At 41.6% G+C, this 18,149-nt stretch carries 20 protein-coding genes and 1 other annotated feature; of the genes, 2 read left to right on the top strand and 18 right to left on the bottom strand.

The features are described from left to right. Window positions 1-21: 21 nt before the first annotated feature. The 12 genes from HMPREF1195_RS00295 to typA form a co-directional block, all read right to left on the bottom strand. Window positions 22-840, bottom strand: a complete 819-nt coding sequence (locus HMPREF1195_RS00295) for a DivIVA domain-containing protein (RefSeq protein ID WP_014712981.1) — start codon at window positions 838-840, stop codon at window positions 22-24. Between the two features lie 9 nt (window positions 841-849). Further along, the gene (locus HMPREF1195_RS00290) at window positions 850-1,641 is read right to left on the bottom strand and encodes a YlmH family RNA-binding protein (RefSeq protein WP_003017919.1); all 792 of its coding nucleotides are present in this window, start codon (window positions 1,639-1,641) and stop codon (window positions 850-852) included. A gap of 6 nt (window positions 1,642-1,647) precedes the next feature. Beyond that, complete coding sequence (locus tag HMPREF1195_RS00285) at window positions 1,648-1,911, bottom strand: YggT family protein (RefSeq protein WP_023917456.1); 264 nt, start codon at window positions 1,909-1,911, stop codon at window positions 1,648-1,650. A gap of 1 nt (window position 1,912) precedes the next feature. After that, window positions 1,913-2,542, bottom strand: a complete 630-nt coding sequence (locus HMPREF1195_RS00280) for a cell division protein SepF (RefSeq protein WP_003005962.1) — start codon at window positions 2,540-2,542, stop codon at window positions 1,913-1,915. 9 nt (window positions 2,543-2,551) lie between these two features. Then, complete coding sequence (locus HMPREF1195_RS00275; protein WP_003017950.1) at window positions 2,552-3,220, bottom strand: YggS family pyridoxal phosphate-dependent enzyme; 669 nt, start codon at window positions 3,218-3,220, stop codon at window positions 2,552-2,554. A 2-nt stretch (window positions 3,221-3,222) separates the two neighbouring features. Beyond that, entirely contained in the window at window positions 3,223-4,488 is a 1,266-nt protein-coding gene (gene ftsZ, locus HMPREF1195_RS00270) for a cell division protein FtsZ (protein ID WP_003017936.1), read from the bottom strand. A gap of 15 nt (window positions 4,489-4,503) precedes the next feature. Continuing rightward, window positions 4,504-5,892, bottom strand: a complete 1,389-nt coding sequence (gene ftsA / locus HMPREF1195_RS00265; RefSeq protein WP_023917454.1) for a cell division protein FtsA — start codon at window positions 5,890-5,892, stop codon at window positions 4,504-4,506. A gap of 142 nt (window positions 5,893-6,034) precedes the next feature. Next, window positions 6,035-7,261, bottom strand: coding sequence for a cell division protein FtsQ/DivIB (locus HMPREF1195_RS00260; RefSeq protein ID WP_023917452.1), 1,227 nt, complete (start codon window positions 7,259-7,261; stop codon window positions 6,035-6,037). Beyond that, complete coding sequence (locus tag HMPREF1195_RS00255; RefSeq protein WP_023917450.1) at window positions 7,245-8,327, bottom strand: UDP-N-acetylglucosamine--N-acetylmuramyl-(pentapeptide) pyrophosphoryl-undecaprenol N-acetylglucosamine transferase; 1,083 nt, start codon at window positions 8,325-8,327, stop codon at window positions 7,245-7,247. Before HMPREF1195_RS00255 ends, HMPREF1195_RS00260 begins: the two co-directional genes overlap by 17 nt. Before the next feature lies 1 nt (window position 8,328). Next, a complete protein-coding gene (gene murD, locus HMPREF1195_RS00250) occupies window positions 8,329-9,678 on the bottom strand; it encodes a UDP-N-acetylmuramoyl-L-alanine--D-glutamate ligase (RefSeq protein WP_023917448.1) in 1,350 nt (449 codons plus the stop codon). Between the two features lie 83 nt (window positions 9,679-9,761). Beyond that, window positions 9,762-10,016, bottom strand: coding sequence for a DUF3165 family protein (locus HMPREF1195_RS00245; protein WP_003017963.1), 255 nt, complete (start codon window positions 10,014-10,016; stop codon window positions 9,762-9,764). Between the two features lie 23 nt (window positions 10,017-10,039). Then, window positions 10,040-11,887 (bottom strand): translational GTPase TypA, encoded by a 1,848-nt coding sequence (gene typA, locus HMPREF1195_RS00240; RefSeq protein WP_003011633.1) that lies wholly within the window; start codon window positions 11,885-11,887, stop codon window positions 10,040-10,042. Window positions 11,888-12,065: 178 nt separating this feature from the next. Here typA and HMPREF1195_RS00235 point away from each other — a divergent pair, with 178 nt between their 5' ends. After that, window positions 12,066-12,812: a 16S rRNA pseudouridine(516) synthase gene (locus HMPREF1195_RS00235; protein ID WP_023917447.1), complete on the top strand. Its 747-nt coding sequence runs from the start codon at window positions 12,066-12,068 to the stop codon at window positions 12,810-12,812. Between the two features lie 158 nt (window positions 12,813-12,970). Here HMPREF1195_RS00235 and HMPREF1195_RS00230 read toward each other — a convergent pair whose 3' ends face one another. Both HMPREF1195_RS00230 and HMPREF1195_RS00225 read right to left on the bottom strand, forming a co-directional pair. Beyond that, window positions 12,971-13,354, bottom strand: coding sequence for a rhodanese-like domain-containing protein (locus tag HMPREF1195_RS00230; RefSeq protein WP_023917445.1), 384 nt, complete (start codon window positions 13,352-13,354; stop codon window positions 12,971-12,973). Continuing rightward, a complete protein-coding gene (locus HMPREF1195_RS00225) occupies window positions 13,354-13,572 on the bottom strand; it encodes a YqgQ family protein (protein WP_037599246.1) in 219 nt (72 codons plus the stop codon). The genes HMPREF1195_RS00230 and HMPREF1195_RS00225 overlap by 1 nt, the downstream gene beginning before the upstream one ends. A gap of 87 nt (window positions 13,573-13,659) precedes the next feature. On the opposite strand from HMPREF1195_RS00225, the gene HMPREF1195_RS00220 reads away from it, so the two are divergent. After that, entirely contained in the window at window positions 13,660-14,319 is a 660-nt protein-coding gene (locus HMPREF1195_RS00220) for a prepilin peptidase (protein WP_023917439.1), read from the top strand. A 7-nt stretch (window positions 14,320-14,326) separates the two neighbouring features. Here HMPREF1195_RS00220 and trpB read toward each other — a convergent pair whose 3' ends face one another. From trpB to HMPREF1195_RS00200, 4 genes are all read right to left on the bottom strand, one after another. After that, entirely contained in the window at window positions 14,327-15,514 is a 1,188-nt protein-coding gene (trpB, locus tag HMPREF1195_RS00215; RefSeq protein ID WP_023917437.1) for a tryptophan synthase subunit beta, read from the bottom strand. A gap of 121 nt (window positions 15,515-15,635) precedes the next feature. Then, window positions 15,636-15,871 (bottom strand) — a binding site (T-box leader). Between the two features lie 67 nt (window positions 15,872-15,938). Further along, complete coding sequence (locus tag HMPREF1195_RS00210) at window positions 15,939-16,466, bottom strand: VanZ family protein (protein WP_037599244.1); 528 nt, start codon at window positions 16,464-16,466, stop codon at window positions 15,939-15,941. After that, window positions 16,453-17,541: a dual-specificity RNA methyltransferase RlmN gene (gene rlmN / locus HMPREF1195_RS00205; RefSeq protein WP_023917432.1), complete on the bottom strand. Its 1,089-nt coding sequence runs from the start codon at window positions 17,539-17,541 to the stop codon at window positions 16,453-16,455. The genes HMPREF1195_RS00210 and rlmN overlap by 14 nt, the downstream gene beginning before the upstream one ends. A gap of 6 nt (window positions 17,542-17,547) precedes the next feature. Further along, window positions 17,548-18,123 carry a YutD family protein gene (locus HMPREF1195_RS00200; RefSeq protein WP_023917430.1) on the bottom strand — a complete coding sequence of 192 codons (576 nt, stop codon included), beginning with the start codon at window positions 18,121-18,123 and terminating at the stop codon, window positions 17,548-17,550. Window positions 18,124-18,149 lie beyond the last annotated feature (26 nt).

Raw genomic sequence — 18,149 nt, 5'->3', positions numbered from 1 at the left:
AATGGACCTGTTTTTACAAAATTATAAAATATTGACAGATTCACGATTCGTTTCGTCTTCTGGTTGAACCGGCTCCTCAACAACCGCCTCATTTTCATGACGAGCGTGCTCTGCTTCTTCTAAAGCGGATTGAACTTTTTCATTCAAACCTTCAAACGCTTGCGTTGCACCCAATTCTAAATTAGCTGCTTCGATGCGCTTTTGCAATTCTTCGATTTCAGCTGGTGAGAATTGACGAGTCAAATCGATATTCTCATTTTCTGGATGATGGTGCACTGATTCACCCAAAGCTTTTTCAACAATTTCACGGAAAGCTTCATCACTTGTTTGAATATACATAGCAGTTGGACGAAGAATTTCATCCCATTCAGGTGTATCGATAATACTCAATTGGCTTTCGATCGTTGATTTCAAACGTTGATGGAAGACACGTGTCTTGTTTTTCAATTCTTCCGTTTCAACTGCAACTTTCTTGGCATTATCCGTTGCGTGACGAAGAATTTCATTTGCTTTTTGTTTAGCCTCATCAACTAAATGTTGTGCATCTTGCTCTGCTTGACGAACAATGTTTTCTGAGCGCTCATTAGCAGCTTGTTTCACACGTTCAGCAGTATCTTGTGCAATCAAAACTGACTGACTCAATGAATCTTTCATTTCATCAAAATAGTTTAAGCGTTCTTCAAGGGCATGAATTTTTGTTTCTTGATCATGATTCAAACGAACAAGATCCTCATAATCACGCACAACGATATCAAGGAATTCTTCTACTTCATTCGCATCATACCCTCTAAATTTAACGCCAAAAGTTTTATCTTTAATTTCTAAAGCAGTAAGAGCCATAACTCCTCCTCATTTTTTACTTAAGAGTACTTCAACAGTTAATTTGTATTTTCCACTCTTTGAAATACCATTTTCAGAAACAATTTTAAGACGCCCAAAGCGTCGGACACTGACTAAATCATTCAGACCTACAGCATAGCTAATATTGGAAGTTGTCGCATAGTTAACTTTCACCAAACCAGAACTAATCAACTGACTAGCCTGTGAACGCGAAAGCTTGAAGGTCCCAGCAATCACCTTGTCTAGCCGAAAACTCGACACGAGAATATCTCGTTGCTGGCTTTCTTCCTCTACGATCATTTGTTCTGATAGAGGAACTTCCCTAAGCCTAACAGGTACCCGAGAAATTTTCTGGATGTGATCCATAAAATAGTGAACAAAACGCTGTTCAACAAACACTTGGATCTTTCCATCACTCGTCAGAATATCTCCAAAGGACTTGCGCTCCACTCCTAATTGGTGAACAATGGTCCCCAGTACCTGAGAATGACTCAAGTGATGAAATTTTGAAGCATAGACCATTTCCAATAAGGCCAGATCAAAGTCATTTGGATCCAATTGATAATAATCCGGAGCCACAATGACCTTAGCATACTCCATATTCTGCTCATCACTAGAAGCAAATACCTGTAACTGATAGCTTGCCGCAACATTTCGTAAAATAGTGACCTGATGAGGGTTTAAAAAACCCGTCACCTCAACAGAATAGCGTTCCATCACTCTTTCAGACAATTCAATACAACGATCAATAAATTCGTGATCTTCACGATTGAAATGTTGGTAAATCTCTTTCTGTCCCATCGTATACTAACCAATCAATTGTAGAAATAGTTGCCCCAACAACTGGTTTAATACATTCAAAACCAGTAGCGCTACAAGAACTGTAAAATCAAAGCCTCCAAACTGCAAGGGTAACTTTCTAAAAAGGCTCAAAAATGGTTCAACTAGGCGGTGAACCATTTGTCCAAGAGTACTCTGAGGTGCCCCAGGGAACCAAAATAGTAAGGCATAGATCACAAGTATGATGGAATAGATTTGAATGATATTTGATAGGTATTGAAAGATAATCATCTTAACGATTACGTTTCATATCATAGTCAAATTCTGTCACTTCCACATCATTTGGAAGGCGGATATCTTCAATGTTAACGACTACATTAATTGGAGTCAACAAGTACATCGTACTTGCAACACGACGAAGATTTCCTGCTAAAACATAACGAGCCCCATCCAAATAATCTAGACAACGACGTGCTTGTACTTCTGTCATATATTGGAAGTCAATCAAGATACTCTCATTAGATAGTAATAGATCAACAATTTCAGTCGCTTCCTCGTATTTGCGGGGATAGCGTACATCAATGGTAATCTTTTCATCTGTATTCGCACGATTAGCAGCCAATTCACGTTGACGTTCATGCAAGCGAGTAATATTTTCAGATGTATTTTTCGTTGTTGAAACAGGTTCCTTCACTGCCGCTGTAGACACTGGAGTCGTAACAGGTGCGACAGGAGTCGGTTTTGGTTTTACTGGTTCTCTTTGACTAATCTGTGGACGTGGAGAAGTCACTTGAGGAGTCGGCTGTGGCTGTGGAACTGGTTGTGTTTCCGCCCCAGCTGCTTTTGCCTCGCGAACTTCTACTTCTTCACCGTCTTCTGTGAAGTAGTCAATAAAGTTGTTAAATTTATCTTTTAATGACATAGTTCTTTCCTATTTAAAAAATGATGTCCCAATTCTTACATAAGTCGCTCCGTTCGCAATGGCTACTTCAAAGTCACGACTCATACCCATACTTAGTTCTGAAAAAGGCATATTTTTTAATTGTTTCTTTTCTAGTTGTTTCTGAAGTTGGTGAGTTTTTGAAAAAATATCCTGCAACTCTTCTTGACTAGCCTCAAAAGGAGCCATCGTCATTAAACCAACAATTTCAATTTTGTCCAGCTGTGCAATTTCCGCTAAAACATCATCCAGTTCATCGGGTGCAAATCCATGCTTACTTTCTTCACCAGAAATGTTCACTTGGAGGAAACACTTGATCGGGTGTTCTGCTCGTTTTTGAATTTCTTGAGCCAGCTTCACCGAATCCAAGGCATGAAAGTAATCGACGAAATTGATTACATCTTTTACTTTCCTCCGTTGGAGACTCCCAATCAAGTGCCAAGTAAGCTCATACTCTTTTAGAGCTTGATACTTTTCTAGGAATTTATCGACACGATTTTCACCGATATGCTGAATCCCTGTTTTCACCAGTGCTTCTGTTGTGGCAACATCCACATACTTGGTGACAGCTATCACATTGACTTGATCTTGACGGTTAGCTTTGTTTCTTGCAGTTTCTACTTGTTGCCGAACAAGATCAGCATTCTCTACCAGATTCATGATTAACGATTCCGGAAGAATGGTGGTGTTTCCAATTCATCATCATCTGAAGATGAATCTACGTAACGATCAACTTGATGAGTTGATGTTGGTTCAGTTTGGCGAACGATATTCTCACGACGGATATCCCAATCACCAAAAGCTGAGCCACGGTTTGGTTCTACCGCTGGACGACTTGGAGTTGTTGGCAATTCAACATCTTGTTTCAAATCAAATTCACGGTCAAATGGTGCAGTTTGTGGGCGTTGTTCCCGTGGTCCTGTTTTATAAGGACGTTGTGAGGAAGCAATTCCGCTGACGCGTTCTACCTTGTCTTGACGGACACCAGTTGCAACAACCGTCACGCGGATTTCATCTTTAAGGGTTTCATCGATAGATGTACCCAACCAGATGTTCACTCCGTGACCTGCAGCTTGGTTTACAATTTCTGAAGCTTCTTCAGCTTCGATCAATGTCATATCCAAACCACCTGTTACGTTGACGATCACGTCTTCTGCACCATCAATTGTAGTTTCAAGAAGTGGAGAGTAAATGGCTTTACGAGCCGCTTCGATAACGCGTTCTTCACCGCTACCAACACCAATACCCATGAGGGCATTCCCTTTGTTTTCCATAACGGTCTTCACGTCTGCAAAGTCAAGGTTAATCAATCCAGGACTTGTGATCAAGTCAGTGATCCCTTGAACACCTTGACGAAGAACGTTGTCTGCTTCACTCAAAGCTTCAAGAAGCGGTGTCTTCTTGTCCACAATTTCAAGTAAGTTGTTATTAGAAATAATCAACAATGTGTCAACATGTTCGCGAAGTTCATTAATCCCTTCAATAGCGAAGTTGCCACGTTTTGAACCTTCAAACCCGAATGGACGAGTGACAACCGCTACTGTCAAAGCACCTACAGCTTTGGCAATACGAGCGATGACTGGTGCAGCACCTGTACCAGATCCTCCACCCATCCCTGCAGTAATGAAGACCATGTCTGCACCTTGCAAAGCCTCTGTTAACACTTCTTCGCTTTCTTCAGCCGCCTTACGACCAACTTCAGGTTGACCTCCAGCACCCAATCCACGAGTCAATTTTGGACCCAATTGGATAACTGTTTCAGCTTTTGCACTTGAAAGTGCTTGAACATCTGTATTAGCTGCGATGAATTCTACACCGGCAACGCCTTCGTCAATCATACGATTGATGGCGTTACCGCCACCGCCACCGACACCGATTACTTTAATTACTGCACCTTGTGCCGCTGCTGTGTCAAATGAAAATGTCATAAATACTTACACTCCTTAATCAAACATATTACCGATTAAATTTTTCATTCGGTCTGTGAATGTAGCTTTTTGTTCTTGATTGCTATCACTATTCGCTGCAGGAATTTCTGGTGCAGCTACTGGAGATTCGATCTTTTCAGCACTGTAAGCTGGTACTACCGGTTGTGCTGGAATAGCAGGTTGCGGTTGTGCTTGAGGTTGAGCTGGTCGATCAAATTGAATTGGTTGCTGGCGAAGACGTTGGTCTCCATGCACAGCAGCCTGAGCAAGAATGTCCACATCTGTCAAATTGCCTGCATATTCAGACAAACTAATCACGTGGGCAAAGGCTGGATTGCGAATTCCAATTTGATTTGGAACAAATAATTTTACATTTACACCAAAGACTTCTTGAGCCAATTCTTCAACACCAGGAAGGATCGCACCTCCACCGATAATCACAATACCTCCAGGAAGATCCAATAAATGTCTTCTCTCAAGGTCTTGTTTGATTTGCTCAAAAATGTGTTTGATACGTGCCGAAATGATTTCAGCTAAGTACTTCTCTGTAACTTCAACTGGCTCTACTTCACCAATGACTTCTACATGGAATACTTCGTTTCCAGCAGATGGAACATAGGCTTCACCGTAGTTGAACTTCAAGCCTTCTGCCAATTTTTGAGAAGTCTTCAATACCTTAGAAATATCTTTGGTAACGTAATCGCCACCTTCTTGGTAAATATTTGTAAATTGAAGTTCTTGGCTACGAACAGATGCTACTGTTGTTTGGCCACCACCCAGATCAATCACTGTTGCTCCGAATTCACGTTCACCTTCGTTCAAGACTGTTTTGATCATAGCAAGTGGTGAAATAATGATGTTTTCAACTTGTAAGCCTGCACGTTCAACTGTTTTACGCAAATTGTGCAAAATGGTACGTGGCCCTGTATAAAGAAGTCCACGCATTTCAAGTCGGATTCCCATCATTCCACGTGGATCGCGAATTCCTTGGAAACCATCTACTGTGAATTCTTCAGGAATGAAGGTGATTACCTCACGATCCGGTGTCATACTTTTTGTGAGTGCAGATTTGACAACATTTTCAACATCTGCATCTGTGATTTCTTTCGAATCACTTGTGACTGGAATCATTCCTTGAGTTGCTTCGATTTGTAGTAAGTTTGCAGGCAACCCAACATTGACTAGATTGATTGAAATCCCTGCTTTTTCTTCAGCTTGGCTGATTGCATTTTTAATTGCAGTTGAAGCAGCTTCGATATCTACTATAATTCCATCTTTGACGCCAGCACTTTTTGCATTGCTGACTCCAATTACATTCATTTCTCCGTTGACATGTTCTGCCACCAATACTTTTATTGAACTAGTACCGATATCTAAACCTGTAAAAAAGCCGTCTCTAGCCATTACACCAGTCCTCTCTCTTTATTTTTTTTCACTTTACATCTATTTATAGCCCTTTTGGTTAGAACTATCCAAACTTCATTATATCACAAAGAAGCATATAATGGACATTTTTTCTTTAATTATTTGAGATAATTTATGGGCTTTAGTCATTTCCTGAAGGATTCCGTTCCTCTGTATTTGACTCTTGCGTTGATTCCTCAGAATGTTCTCCTTGGTTTTCGGAAGCTTCAGCTTTCTCCTTTTCGGCCTTCTCTTTTTCAGCCTGCTCTTTCGCATCCGCGATCGATTGTTCGCTATAGCTGAAAATCCCTGCTTCCATATCAATAGTTGAAGCATCATCCAATTGTTTACTGATAGCCTTGTAGTAAGAAAGTTTTCGGTTAATTTGCGAAATAGGAACCAAGATTTTATTTTCATTTTTCATGGTAATAGTTACCAGATCCTTCGTTACCTTACTAGGTGTCAAATCAACAGAAACAATACCATTGGTGATTGAAGAGGAAATGGACGACATTTCTTTTACAAATTGTCTAATCAATTCCCGATCTGAAAACTTCAAACTAATATAAGAAGACGGTAATTCAGACGTTGGAGTGACTATTTCAACGACCTCACCGTTTTCTAATACTGGGTAGTGATCTTCTCCCGTAACATAATAAGCAACCACTTTATGTTCTGTCACATTGACCTTAAAGGTCACTGGAAAGTGATAATTCATATGTATTTCTTTGATCCACGGGCTAGCTGCTTTCATATTCTGTTCATAAATCGACTTATGAATAAAGGTCGTCAGAGTATAATCTTCTTCTTTGATCTGGCTTTTTTTATACAATTGTTGCTGGTCAACCAATTTGTTTCCAGAAAATTCAATCACTTTTTGTGTAGATAAAGGACTTAAGAAATAAATAGAAAGAAGTGCAACCAACGAGCTAATCCCTAAAACAGGAAGGGCACGATAGATATGACGTTTTGCCACTGCCGGTTCCTTCTTCGATTTTTTCGTCTTCAAGCGTTCAAAAAATGAAGGCTTTTTCACTTGCTTCTCTAAACGATCTAGCTCCTCTATAGCTGGATCGTATTTTTCTCCATCTGAACCTTCCCCATCCGTTTCTGGATCCTCTTCGACTTCAGATTCATTTTCCTCTTCAGACTCTTTTATTTCGTCTGTTTCTTCCTCTGAGACAGAAGCTATTTCTTTTTCTGAAAGATCTTCGTTTTCTTTTGCTTCTTCTCTTTCAGTTTCCACAGCTTTAGACTCTTCCGTTTTTTCTAAGGCTTTTTTTTCTAAATATTCTTTATTTCTTTTTTGCCAGGCTGACAATTCTGTAATTTTGTCATCCGTTGGTGTTTTTTTATTGTCGTCCGTCATCTTTTCCCTTACTGATATCTTTTTGAAGCAGGCCATAAAAATCGGCTAGTGAAAGGAGTTCAGTCGATTTTTCCATTGCTTGGTGGTAGACTTGGCTTTGCTTCAACATTTCTTGAATGGTTTCATTAAAGTTTTCGAGCGTCAATTGATCTTCCTGCAATTGCTCTGCATAACCTTTATCCACAAAATACTGGGCATTTTCAATCTGATCGCCACGGCTGGCTTCTTTTCCTAGCGGTACAATCAGGTGGAGTTTATTCATGGCCAAGAGTTCAAACAAGGTATTGGCCCCACCTCTAGTCACCACTAAATCGGCCTTCTGGAGCATGGGCAAATACTGATCGGTTACATAATCTACTCGATACAAGCCACCCTCAGCCTGATTCAATGTTGAATCGCCCGTTAAATTGATGATATTGTATTGTTGCAAGAGCTCTGCTTGATGCTCTGTCACAAATTCATTAAAGACACGCGCACCTGCTGATCCTCCGACAAATAAAAGGGTCGGCAACTCTTTTCTGAATCCTTTTGTTTTTTCTTCTAAAACTTCTGAAGTTGGAGAAATAGGATCTGTGACCTTGGTCACCGCACCGATATGTGCACTCTTTGTCAAACCATGAGCTTGCTCGAAGGTCGTGTACATCTTGGTAGCAAATTTATAAGCAATTTTATTGGCCAATCCCATAGAAAGATCAGACTCATGGATATAGACTGGTACACGAGTGAGACGGGCTGCGATCACCGGTGGCACCGATACAAATCCACCTTTTGAGAAGAGAACTTGTGGACGCACACGAAGTAGGATTGCTATGGATTGAAGCGTTCCCCATGCTACCTTGAAAACATCCATCATATTTTGGAAAGAGAAATAGCGACGCAATTTCCCTGTTGCAATCGAATGGAATCGTACCTCTAATCCAGACTTTTTGATCTCTTGGTATTCGATTCCTTTTTTGTCCCCAATATAATGGACTTCCCATCCATCTTCGATAAATTTTGGAATCAAGAGGAGATTAAGGGTCACATGTCCCACGGTTCCCCCACCAGTAAACATTATTTTTTTCATCTTATTTCAACCCTTTTACTGTAGCAAGGAATTCATCCCCACGCACTTCAAAATTCGGATACATATCCCAGCTGGCATTAGCAGGACTTAGTAGCACAACATCTCCAGGGCTAGCCAAGTCAAAGGCTTTCTTTGTAGCATCTGCTACATCTGCCGCATCGACATAAGGGACGCCTGCTTTATCGGCTGCGCGTTTCACTCGAGGAGCCGATTCCCCTAGAATCACCATTTCCTTTAGGCCAGTAATGTGAGGCACCAATTCATCAAATTCATTGCCACGATCGAGCCCCCCTGCAATCAAGATCACCTTGTTGTTATCAAAACCAGAAAGAGCTTTTTGTGTTGCTAAAATATTGGTCGATTTACTATCATTATAGAATTTGACACCTTGAATTTCATCCACATATTGAAGACGGTGTTTCACTCCCCCAAAGGCCGATAAGGTTTCTTTAATGACTTGGTTATCCACTCCTCGGACTTTTGCAACAGCAATCGTTGCCAAGGCATTCTCTACATTGTGGCTACCTGGAACTCCCAGTTCATCTGCTCGCATAACAACTTCTCCCTTAAACTTGAGAAGTCCATCTTCCAAATAAGCACCGTCCACCTTTTCGATTGTAGAAAATGGAAGGACCCTTGCCTTGGTTTTTGTAGCGAGTTCCTTAGCCAAGTCTTGATTGAAGTTCAATACAATAACATCTTTTTCTGTCATATTCTTTTGAAGATTCCATTTAGCAGCTACATAATTTTCAAAAGAACCATGATAATCGATATGGGTTGGCATGAGGTTGGTAATCACTGCAATCTCTGGATGGAAGGCTTCAATTCCCATCAATTGGAAAGAAGATAATTCCATGACCAGAACTTCCTTTTCTGTCGCTGTTTGTGCGACTTGACTGGCTGGAAAACCAATATTCCCAGACAATAGACCACCTTGACCAGCAGCCGTCAAGACTTCCCCGATCATGGTTGTCGTCGTCGTTTTTCCGTTTGATCCTGTAATCCCAATAATTGGCGCATCCGAAATAAGATAAGCCAATTCTACTTCAGTAAGGACTGGAATACCCTTTTCAAGCGCTTTTTCGACCATCGGATTCGTATAAGGGATTCCTGGATTTTTGACCATGACCGCAAAGTCTTCATCCAACAACTCCAGAGGGTGGCCTCCTGTCACAACTTTAATCCCTTCTTCCAGTAAACTTTGTGCTGCTGGATTTTCTTCAAAAGGTTTGCCATCATTGACGGTCACAATCGCTCCTAAGCGCTCCAACAAACGGGCAGCTGACTCGCCTGACTTGGCCAAACCTAATACAAGAACCTTTTTATTTTCAAATTGTTTCACAAATTTCATGATTTCTTCGCTCCATTTTTATCACTCTCTATTTTACCTTTTTTTAGCAAAATTAAAAAGCCCAAAGGGCTTTAAAAATCACGTCATCGTTTATTTTTCTGTTTGGTTGTCATTTTTGAAATATCCACTAAAGCTAGATAACCAATAGAGGCGAGAAAGGCACCGACAAAAAATTCAGATGGTAATTGAAAAATTTGAAAAATAGCAAGGCAAGTGAGAACGATAATCGAGACGATCAAAATAACCAATACCACACTATCTAACGTGCCACGGATACTCTTTGGGGTCATAAAAAGATAAAAAAGGAGAATCAAAATCCCTAAGATAAAATAGACCATTTTGTTTCCCCTTTCTTTTCGTATTATTCAGCAGCTGCTGATTTTTTCTTTTTATTTGCTTTTTCGCGTTCTGCTTTGTTCAAGATTTGTTTCCGCAAACGGATAGATTCAGGTGTTACTTCCATGTACTCATCGTCGTTCAAGAACTCAAGAGATTCTTCCAAGGTCAAGATACGAGGAGTCTTGATAACCGCTGTTTGGTCTTTAGTAGCTGAACGAACGTTGGTCATTTGTTTTGCTTTCGTAATGTTTACAGTCAAGTCGTTCTCACGAGAGTTTTCCCCAATGATCATTCCTTCGTAAACTTCTGTACCTGGATTGACAAAGATCGTACCACGTTCTTCGATAGACATGATAGAGTAAGTGGTTGCTTTTCCGTTATCGATTGAGACAAGAGCACCACGGTGACGTCCACCGATTTCTCCTGGAATCACTGGCAAGTACTGGTCAAAGGTGTGGTTCATGATTCCGTAACCACGTGTCATTGACAAGAACTCTGTTGAGTATCCAATCAAACCACGCGCTGGAACAAGGAAGACCAAACGAGTTTGACCGTTACCAGTTGCGATCATATCTAACATTTCACCTTTACGTTCAGAAAGGCTTTGGATAACAGATCCTTGGTATTCTTCTGGTGTATCGATTTGCACGCGCTCAAATGGTTCACATTTGACACCATCAATTTCCTTGATGATAACTTCTGGACGAGATACTTGCAATTCGTATCCTTCACGACGCATGGTTTCGATCAAGATAGACAAGTGCAATTCCCCGCGTCCTGAAACTGTCCATTTATCAGGTGAATCAGTTGGGTCAACACGAAGAGAGACGTCTGTTTGCAATTCTGCTTGCAAGCGTTCTTCGACTTTACGAGAGGTTACCCATTTTCCTTCGCGACCAGCAAATGGTGAGTTGTTGACCAAGAAAGTCATTTGAAGCGTTGGTTCATCGATGTGAAGGATTGGAAGAGCTTCAACTGCATCTGTCGGTGTGATGGTTTCTCCAACGAAGATATCTTCCATACCAGAGATAGCGATCAAGTCACCAGCTTTAGCTTCTTGAATCTCACGACGTTCCAAACCAAAGAAACCAAAGAGTTTGGTAACACGGAAGTTCTTAGTCGTTCCATCCAATTTAGAAAGGGTTACTTGGTCCCCAACTTTTACAGTGCCACGGAAGACACGTCCGATACCGATACGTCCAACGAAGTCGTTGTAATCAAGCAGGGATACTTGGAATTGAAGGGGCTCATCTGAGTTATCAACTGGAGCTGGGATATGATCAATGATGGTATCAAAGATTGGTGCCATTGTGTGCTCTTGATCAGCTGGATCATCTGAAAGTGAAGAGGTTCCATTGATCGCTGATGCATAAACAACTGGGAATTCCAATTGGTCGTCATCCGCACCCAATTCGATGAACAGTTCAAGAACTTCATCTACAACTTCTTCTGGACGAGCAGATGGTTTGTCGATTTTGTTGACTACAACGATCGGAACAAGGTCTTGTTCCAAGGCTTTTTTCAATACGAAACGCGTCTGAGGCATGGTTCCTTCGTAGGCATCAACGACCAATACAACCCCATCAACCATTTTCATGATCCGTTCCACTTCTCCACCAAAGTCCGCGTGTCCTGGTGTGTCCATGATATTGATCCGAGTTCCGTTATAAGCAACGGCTGTATTTTTAGCAAGAATGGTAATTCCACGTTCTTTTTCAAGATCGTTTGAGTCCATTGCACGTTCTTGCAATTCTTTACGTTCATCCAAGGTGTGCGATTGTTTCAACAATTCGTCTACCAAGGTTGTTTTACCATGGTCAACGTGGGCAATGATCGCAACGTTACGAATATCTTCTCTTAATTTTGTCATGATTTCCTCTATAAAATTTTAAATAATATTTCTAACTGAACAATTATACCACAGTCCTATCTAAAAAACACAGTTCAGCTAGTTGTAAATGTTTTCATCTTCATTTCTTTTCTCCGACTCGATTTCCTTTTCTTTTCATGATACACTGATGATAAGAATTTCAGAAAAAGAGGCTCCCATGAGATTAGATCAATTGATGGCAGACCATCAGTACGCTCGCAAAGACATCAAACAACTTCTAGCCCGAAGGCAAATCTTGGTCGATCACCTACCAGCTAAAAAACTGTCGCAAAACGTCGACCCTGGACTCCAACAGATCCAAATAGAGGATTGGATCATTCAAGAACCGCGTCACCACTACTTCATGCTCCATAAACCTATCGGGGCAGTTACCGCTAAAAGAGACGCCCACCATCCAACGGTGATCGATCTAGTGGACCCTCAGCAAGAGTACCCAGACCTCTATCCTCTTGGTCGCCTCGATCGTGATACGAGTGGCTTACTCCTCATCACAGATAATGGTCCCCTAGGCTTTCAACTGCTCCATCCTCAATACCATGTGGAGAAGGTCTATGAGGTAGAAGTCAATGGTCCGCTCTATGCAGCCCACATCGAACAATTTCAGAATGGGATTTCATTCACGGACGGCCCTATCTGCAAACCTGCTTCCTTGACCATTCTAGAAAGCCACCCCAGCTACAGCAAGGCCCAGGTCCGAATCTCAGAAGGAAAATACCACCAAGTAAAAAAGATGTTTTTGGCCATTGGAGTCAAAGTAATGACCTTAAAACGCTTGTCTTTTGGTCCCTTCACCTTGAATCCTCAGTTAGCACCTGGCGAAAGCCGGCCTTTGAATGAGGTAGAGCTCACTTGGGTCAAAGATTTCCTTGAAAAAACAATTAAGAGGCTAGGACAAAAGTCCTAGCCTCTTAATTGTTTTTGGATTGTCGAGTAAGACGCAGTGGTTGAGTGGGCTCTACTACGCTGATTTCATCAGTTTTTACAGCCCTACTCAACTGTGCGGAGGTGGGACGACGAAATCGAATTCTAACGAATGACCGATTTCTATCCCACTCTCTTTTATTAGGCGTCTTTTTTCACTTTCCCATTCCAAGAATCAAGACCATAAGACAAGACATAAATGTCTGTATAGCCCTGTTTCTTGAGATAGAGGGCCGCATTGGTCACACGAGAACTACGGCTATTCTCATAGAGCAAAATCGGTTTGTCTTTGCGCAAGGCCGCAAGGCTCAACTTCAACTGAGTAGAAGGAATGTTGCGCGCTCCTAAAATATGCTTTGCATGAAACTCAACTGGCTCTCGCAAGTCAATCAACTGCCCTTTACGAATCAACTCTTCAAAAGCAGCATTGTCCACAAATTTAGCAGCTTTACGGATGCGGAAATAATTAAAGGCCATCCACCCAACTACTCCTAAAACAACCAACCAAAAAATGATATTTCCCATCACTCTACCTCACTCTTTTTCAAAAATTCTAATTCTTGTTTGTGCTCTCTTCTTAAAACAGTTTCAGCTTCTAAATAATCGAGCCGCTCCATCAAGCCTGCATCATAAAGACGTTGAAGCTCAATTTTCATCAATTCGATGTCATAGAGGCGCTTCCCTACGTAAATGATGATTCCAAAACGTTTTAAAAATTGTTGAACATCATACAGGTTTTTCATGTTCATTATTGTATCAAATTTAGAAAGGCTTTACAAGATTTTCAAGTAAATGATGACATTTTTCGATTTGTTTACGAATAAATAAGTATGATCAACTTTTATTTTTTTACCATCGGTACTTGTTTCGCCTCTTTTTTGGGACTAGTGGTCGATCGCTTCCCAAACCAATCCATTCTCACTCCTCGCAGTCATTGCGATCACTGCCAGCACGTCCTTGGAGTTTGGGATCTCATCCCCATTATCTCGCAACTACTGCATCGTTTTCGCTGTCGCTATTGTCATCAGACCTACCCATTTTGGTACTGCCTTTTTGAGATCTGGAGTGGCCTGATCTTCTTAGCCTGTGCCAATGGTTTTCTTTCTCTGCCTCAACTTCTGACGTTACTCGGATCTGCTGTTTTAGCCATCTATGACCTACGCTTTATGGAATACCCCTTGGCCATCTGGTGTTGTCTCCATGCCTTAGTCCTCTTTTTATCCGGTAGTAATCTCCTCATGCTGGTCTTTTTACTCCTTGCGATCGGTGCCCACTTTTTCTTTATTGGAATGGGGGCGGGAGATTTTCTCTTACTCGCCACCTTCTCACTCAGCTTTTCTTCTACCAAGATCCTCCTTCTCATCCAGATCTCATCCATCTTAGGCATTCTCTTCTTTGTCCTCAAAAAAGAAAGAGACCGGATTCCCTTTGTTCCCTGTCTCTTTCTCAGTTATCACGTTTTACTTCTTTATACGATGTTTTTTAGATAAGTTCTTCTTATTTTGCAGCTTTTGCTTCCAAATAATCGGCAATAGCAGCCACGTCCTTATCCCCACGTCCAGAAACGTTGATGATGATGATCTTGTCTTTATCCAATTGTGGAGCACGTTTGACCGCTTCTGCAATCGCGTGTGAGCTTTCAATGGCTGGAAGGATCCCTTCTGTCTTACTGAGAAGAAGAAGAGCTTGAACCGCTTCATCATCTGTCGCTGCTACATATTCTACACGACCAGAATCTTTAAAGAAAGCATGCTCTGGACCAACCCCTGGGTAATCCAAACCAGCAGAAATCGAGTAAACTGGCGCTACTTTTCCATCTTCGCCAAAGACAGCATAAGTCTTCATGCCATCGACAACTCCTACAGTCCCTTTGGTCATGGTAGCGGCGTGCTGATCGGTATCCAAGCCATGACCAGCAGCTTCTACCCCAACCAAACCGACTTCCTCTTCTGCGACATATTCAGAAAAGGCACCGATGGCATTGGAGCCACCACCAACACAGGCAATCACATAGTCTGGCAAACGACCTTCTTTTTCCAAGATTTGACGTTTAGACTCTTCGCTGATCACTTTTTGGAATTCATGCACAATGGTTGGGTAAGGGTGAGGTCCAACAGCAGAACCCAAAACGTAAAAGGCATCGAGGTCTGCCATCCATGCTCCAAACGCAGCATCAACGGCGTCTTTCAAGGTCTTGGTTCCTGTTTCAACCGCATGAACGGTTGCCCCCATCATTTCCATGCGGAAGACATTGAGACGTTGACGCTCCACGTCTTCTGCCCCCATGTAGACATCACAGGCCATACCAAATTTAGCTGCCGCAGCTGCTGTAGCTACACCGTGTTGACCAGCTCCTGTTTCAGCAATCACGCGTGTTTTGCCCATGCGCTTAGCCAAGAGAATTTGCCCCAAGACGTTATTCAATTTGTGCGAACCTAGGTGATTCAAGTCTTCGCGCTTCAAATAAATTTTTGCCCCACCTAAATGCTCTGTTAAACTTTCTGCAAAGTAGAGTGGTGTTTCGCGTCCAGAATAGTCTTTCAAATAATGTTTGTATTCTGCAATAAATTCTGGGTCATTTTTATACTGTTCAAAGGTTTCCTCTAATTGATTGAGCAAGTTTTGAATGGGTTCTGGTACGAAAGATCCACCAAATTGTCCGAAATAGCCTTTTGTTTCTGTCATGATTGTGTCCTCTTTTCTATATCTTCAATCCTGTTTATGATCCTTTTCTCTCGCTGGCCCTTTGAGCTGCAGTCTCACTGGGTTCCTTTGAGATACAAAAAACCTCACACAGAAAAATCTGTGTGAGGACGATTCGATACCGCGGTGCCACCTCCATTGTAGGAAGATAGTCTTTCTCCTACATCTCTGACCTGTCTAACAACAGGGTGCACGATAAGGTGTGCTCACCGAATTTTTATTGTTTCAAATTCATCATCATAAACGCATCAGCCCATTTCAAGATTTACCACTGCTTGTTCGCAATCACCACAAGCTCCCTGGAAGTGAGAAAAATCTCTACTTTTCTGATGTCTTGAAGCTATTATAGCTCCCGCTTCTGATTTTGTCAACAAAAATTTTAAAAAGGCGCTAAAATGTTCGGATTTTATATTTTTCCATCTTCTGCTAGCAATCGTGCTCGGAGATACTGAAATACTAGATAAGCCAAGTAAGCCCCTAAGGTATTGGTCCACAAATCATCTAGCTCAAAGACACGATTGGCATCAAACAAAAGATCTAAGAGAACTTGGCTAGATTCAATCCACAAGCTCATGGCAAAGCCGAAGAACAAGACCCTTTTGCGACTCCTCAACCAGGGCCATAGCCAGAGAAGTTGAAAGACCAGCGGGCTTAACAAAAAGACATTGGCTACGTTTTGTAGAATAACCTTAATGAGTTGGATGACACTGGTGATCTGGCCAAAATTCATCAACGAATTCAGTGGAACCAGTAGGACGACGATGCGACCAAAATGTTGAATTCCCGGTGTTTCCATACCCGGCTCTGGCTGTTGAGGCAAAAAGCACATCAGGCACAAGAGGATAAAATAGAAGAAGCTGCCACTCTGTAACAGCCTTCTTCCTCTCTTTGTTAGTTCTGTTTGATCCATCAGCCCTTGTTTAAGGTTGCGCATGTTCAACAATCGCTTTCTCCCGATCTCGTTTCATCGTATTTGAACGCAATTGGCCACAGGCAGCATCAATATCTGTACCGTGCTCTTGACGCACCACACAGTTGACACCTTGTTTTTTCAAGGTATCATAGAAGGCCATAACCCGTTCTTTTGGACTCCGGCTATATTGGTCATGCTCACTGACAGGATTATAAGGAATCAAGTTAACATAAGACAATTTCTTGATATTCTTGAGCAATTCTGCCAACTCTAAGGCTTGCTCAACCCCATCATTGACTTCATTCAACATGATGTACTCAAAGGTCACCCGACGGTTCGTGGTTTCGATATAGTATTCAATCGCTGCAAACAATTTTTCAATTGGGAAAGCCCGGTTGATCTTCATGATGCTAGAGCGCAAGTCGTTGTTTGGAGCATGTAGAGATACCGCCAAATTGATCTGCACACCTTCATTTGCAAAGTCGCGAATTTTATGGGCCAAACCAGAAGTTGATACGGTAATATGACGAGCCCCAATCGCTAGACCTTTATCATCGTTGACGGTCCGGATAAATTTCAAGACGTTGTTATAGTTGTCAAATGGTTCTCCGATCCCCATGACAACGATATGGCTGACCCGTTCATCTTGACCCCGTTCGTCAAAGTATTTTTGGACCAACATGATTTGAGACACGATTTCCCCATTGTTCAAATCGCGTTGTTTTTTGATCAAACCTGAAGCACAGAAGGTACAACCGATATTGCATCCGACCTGAGTCGTTACACAAACAGATAAACCATAGTGCTGACGCATCAAGACGGTTTCAATCAACATGCCGTCTGGCAATTCAAAGAGGTACTTGACCGTTCCATCTGCTGACTCTTGCACGATCCGTTGTTTGAGTGGGTTGACAACGAATTGATCATTTAACTTCGCAATTAAGTCCTTAGAAAGGTTGGTCATTTCTTCGAAAGACTGGACACGTTTACGATAGAGCCATTCCCAGATTTGGGCTGCACGGAATTTCTTTTCGCCGTTTTCTTCTGCCCAATCAATCATCTCTTGGCGTGTCAAACTATAAATGGATGGTTTCATTTTCTCTTACTCCTCTTTTTGACGAATCACAAAATGACGTTTGTTGTTCGTCTTCGTTGTTTTTTTAGTTTCAGCAGACGGTCTTGTTTTTTTCGAGTTATTCGTTGACTGTCCCTTGTCGCGTTCTCGTTTTTGGAAACGATCTTTTTGTTTACGATTGCGCGAACGCTTCTTAGGCTCTCTCTCTTCTGATTGAGCTTTTTTGACCGGTGATTTCTTATCAAAGGAAGCACGATGAGGCTCCTTATTTTCAAGGACAAAATAAGCACAACCATAGCTACAATATTCTAACAAATAATCGTCTAAGCGACTTAGTTTATCCATCGTTGCAACATTGCGTTCTTCCTTATAGAAGCCACGCAAGCGCAACTGCTCATTGCTCCAATCACCAACAATGTAATCAAATTTAGTTAAAATCTCAGAAAATCGTTGACCAAAAACGGTCGCATCAAATGCTTCCTTCTCATTTTTTAACAACTCAAAAGTGAGGTTTTCTGAAAGGATCTGGTCTCCTACCTGACGAAACACAGGTCCAGGAAATTTATTGTAATTATATAATTCAGGGTCAATCTCTTTTCGCATAGTGTTCCTTCATCAAAATCTATTTA

This window comes from Streptococcus parasanguinis CC87K, assembly GCF_000507765.1.
Taxonomy (GTDB): Bacteria; Bacillota; Bacilli; order Lactobacillales; family Streptococcaceae; genus Streptococcus; species Streptococcus parasanguinis_J.
This window is presented reverse-complemented; position numbering and strand designations above follow the sequence as displayed.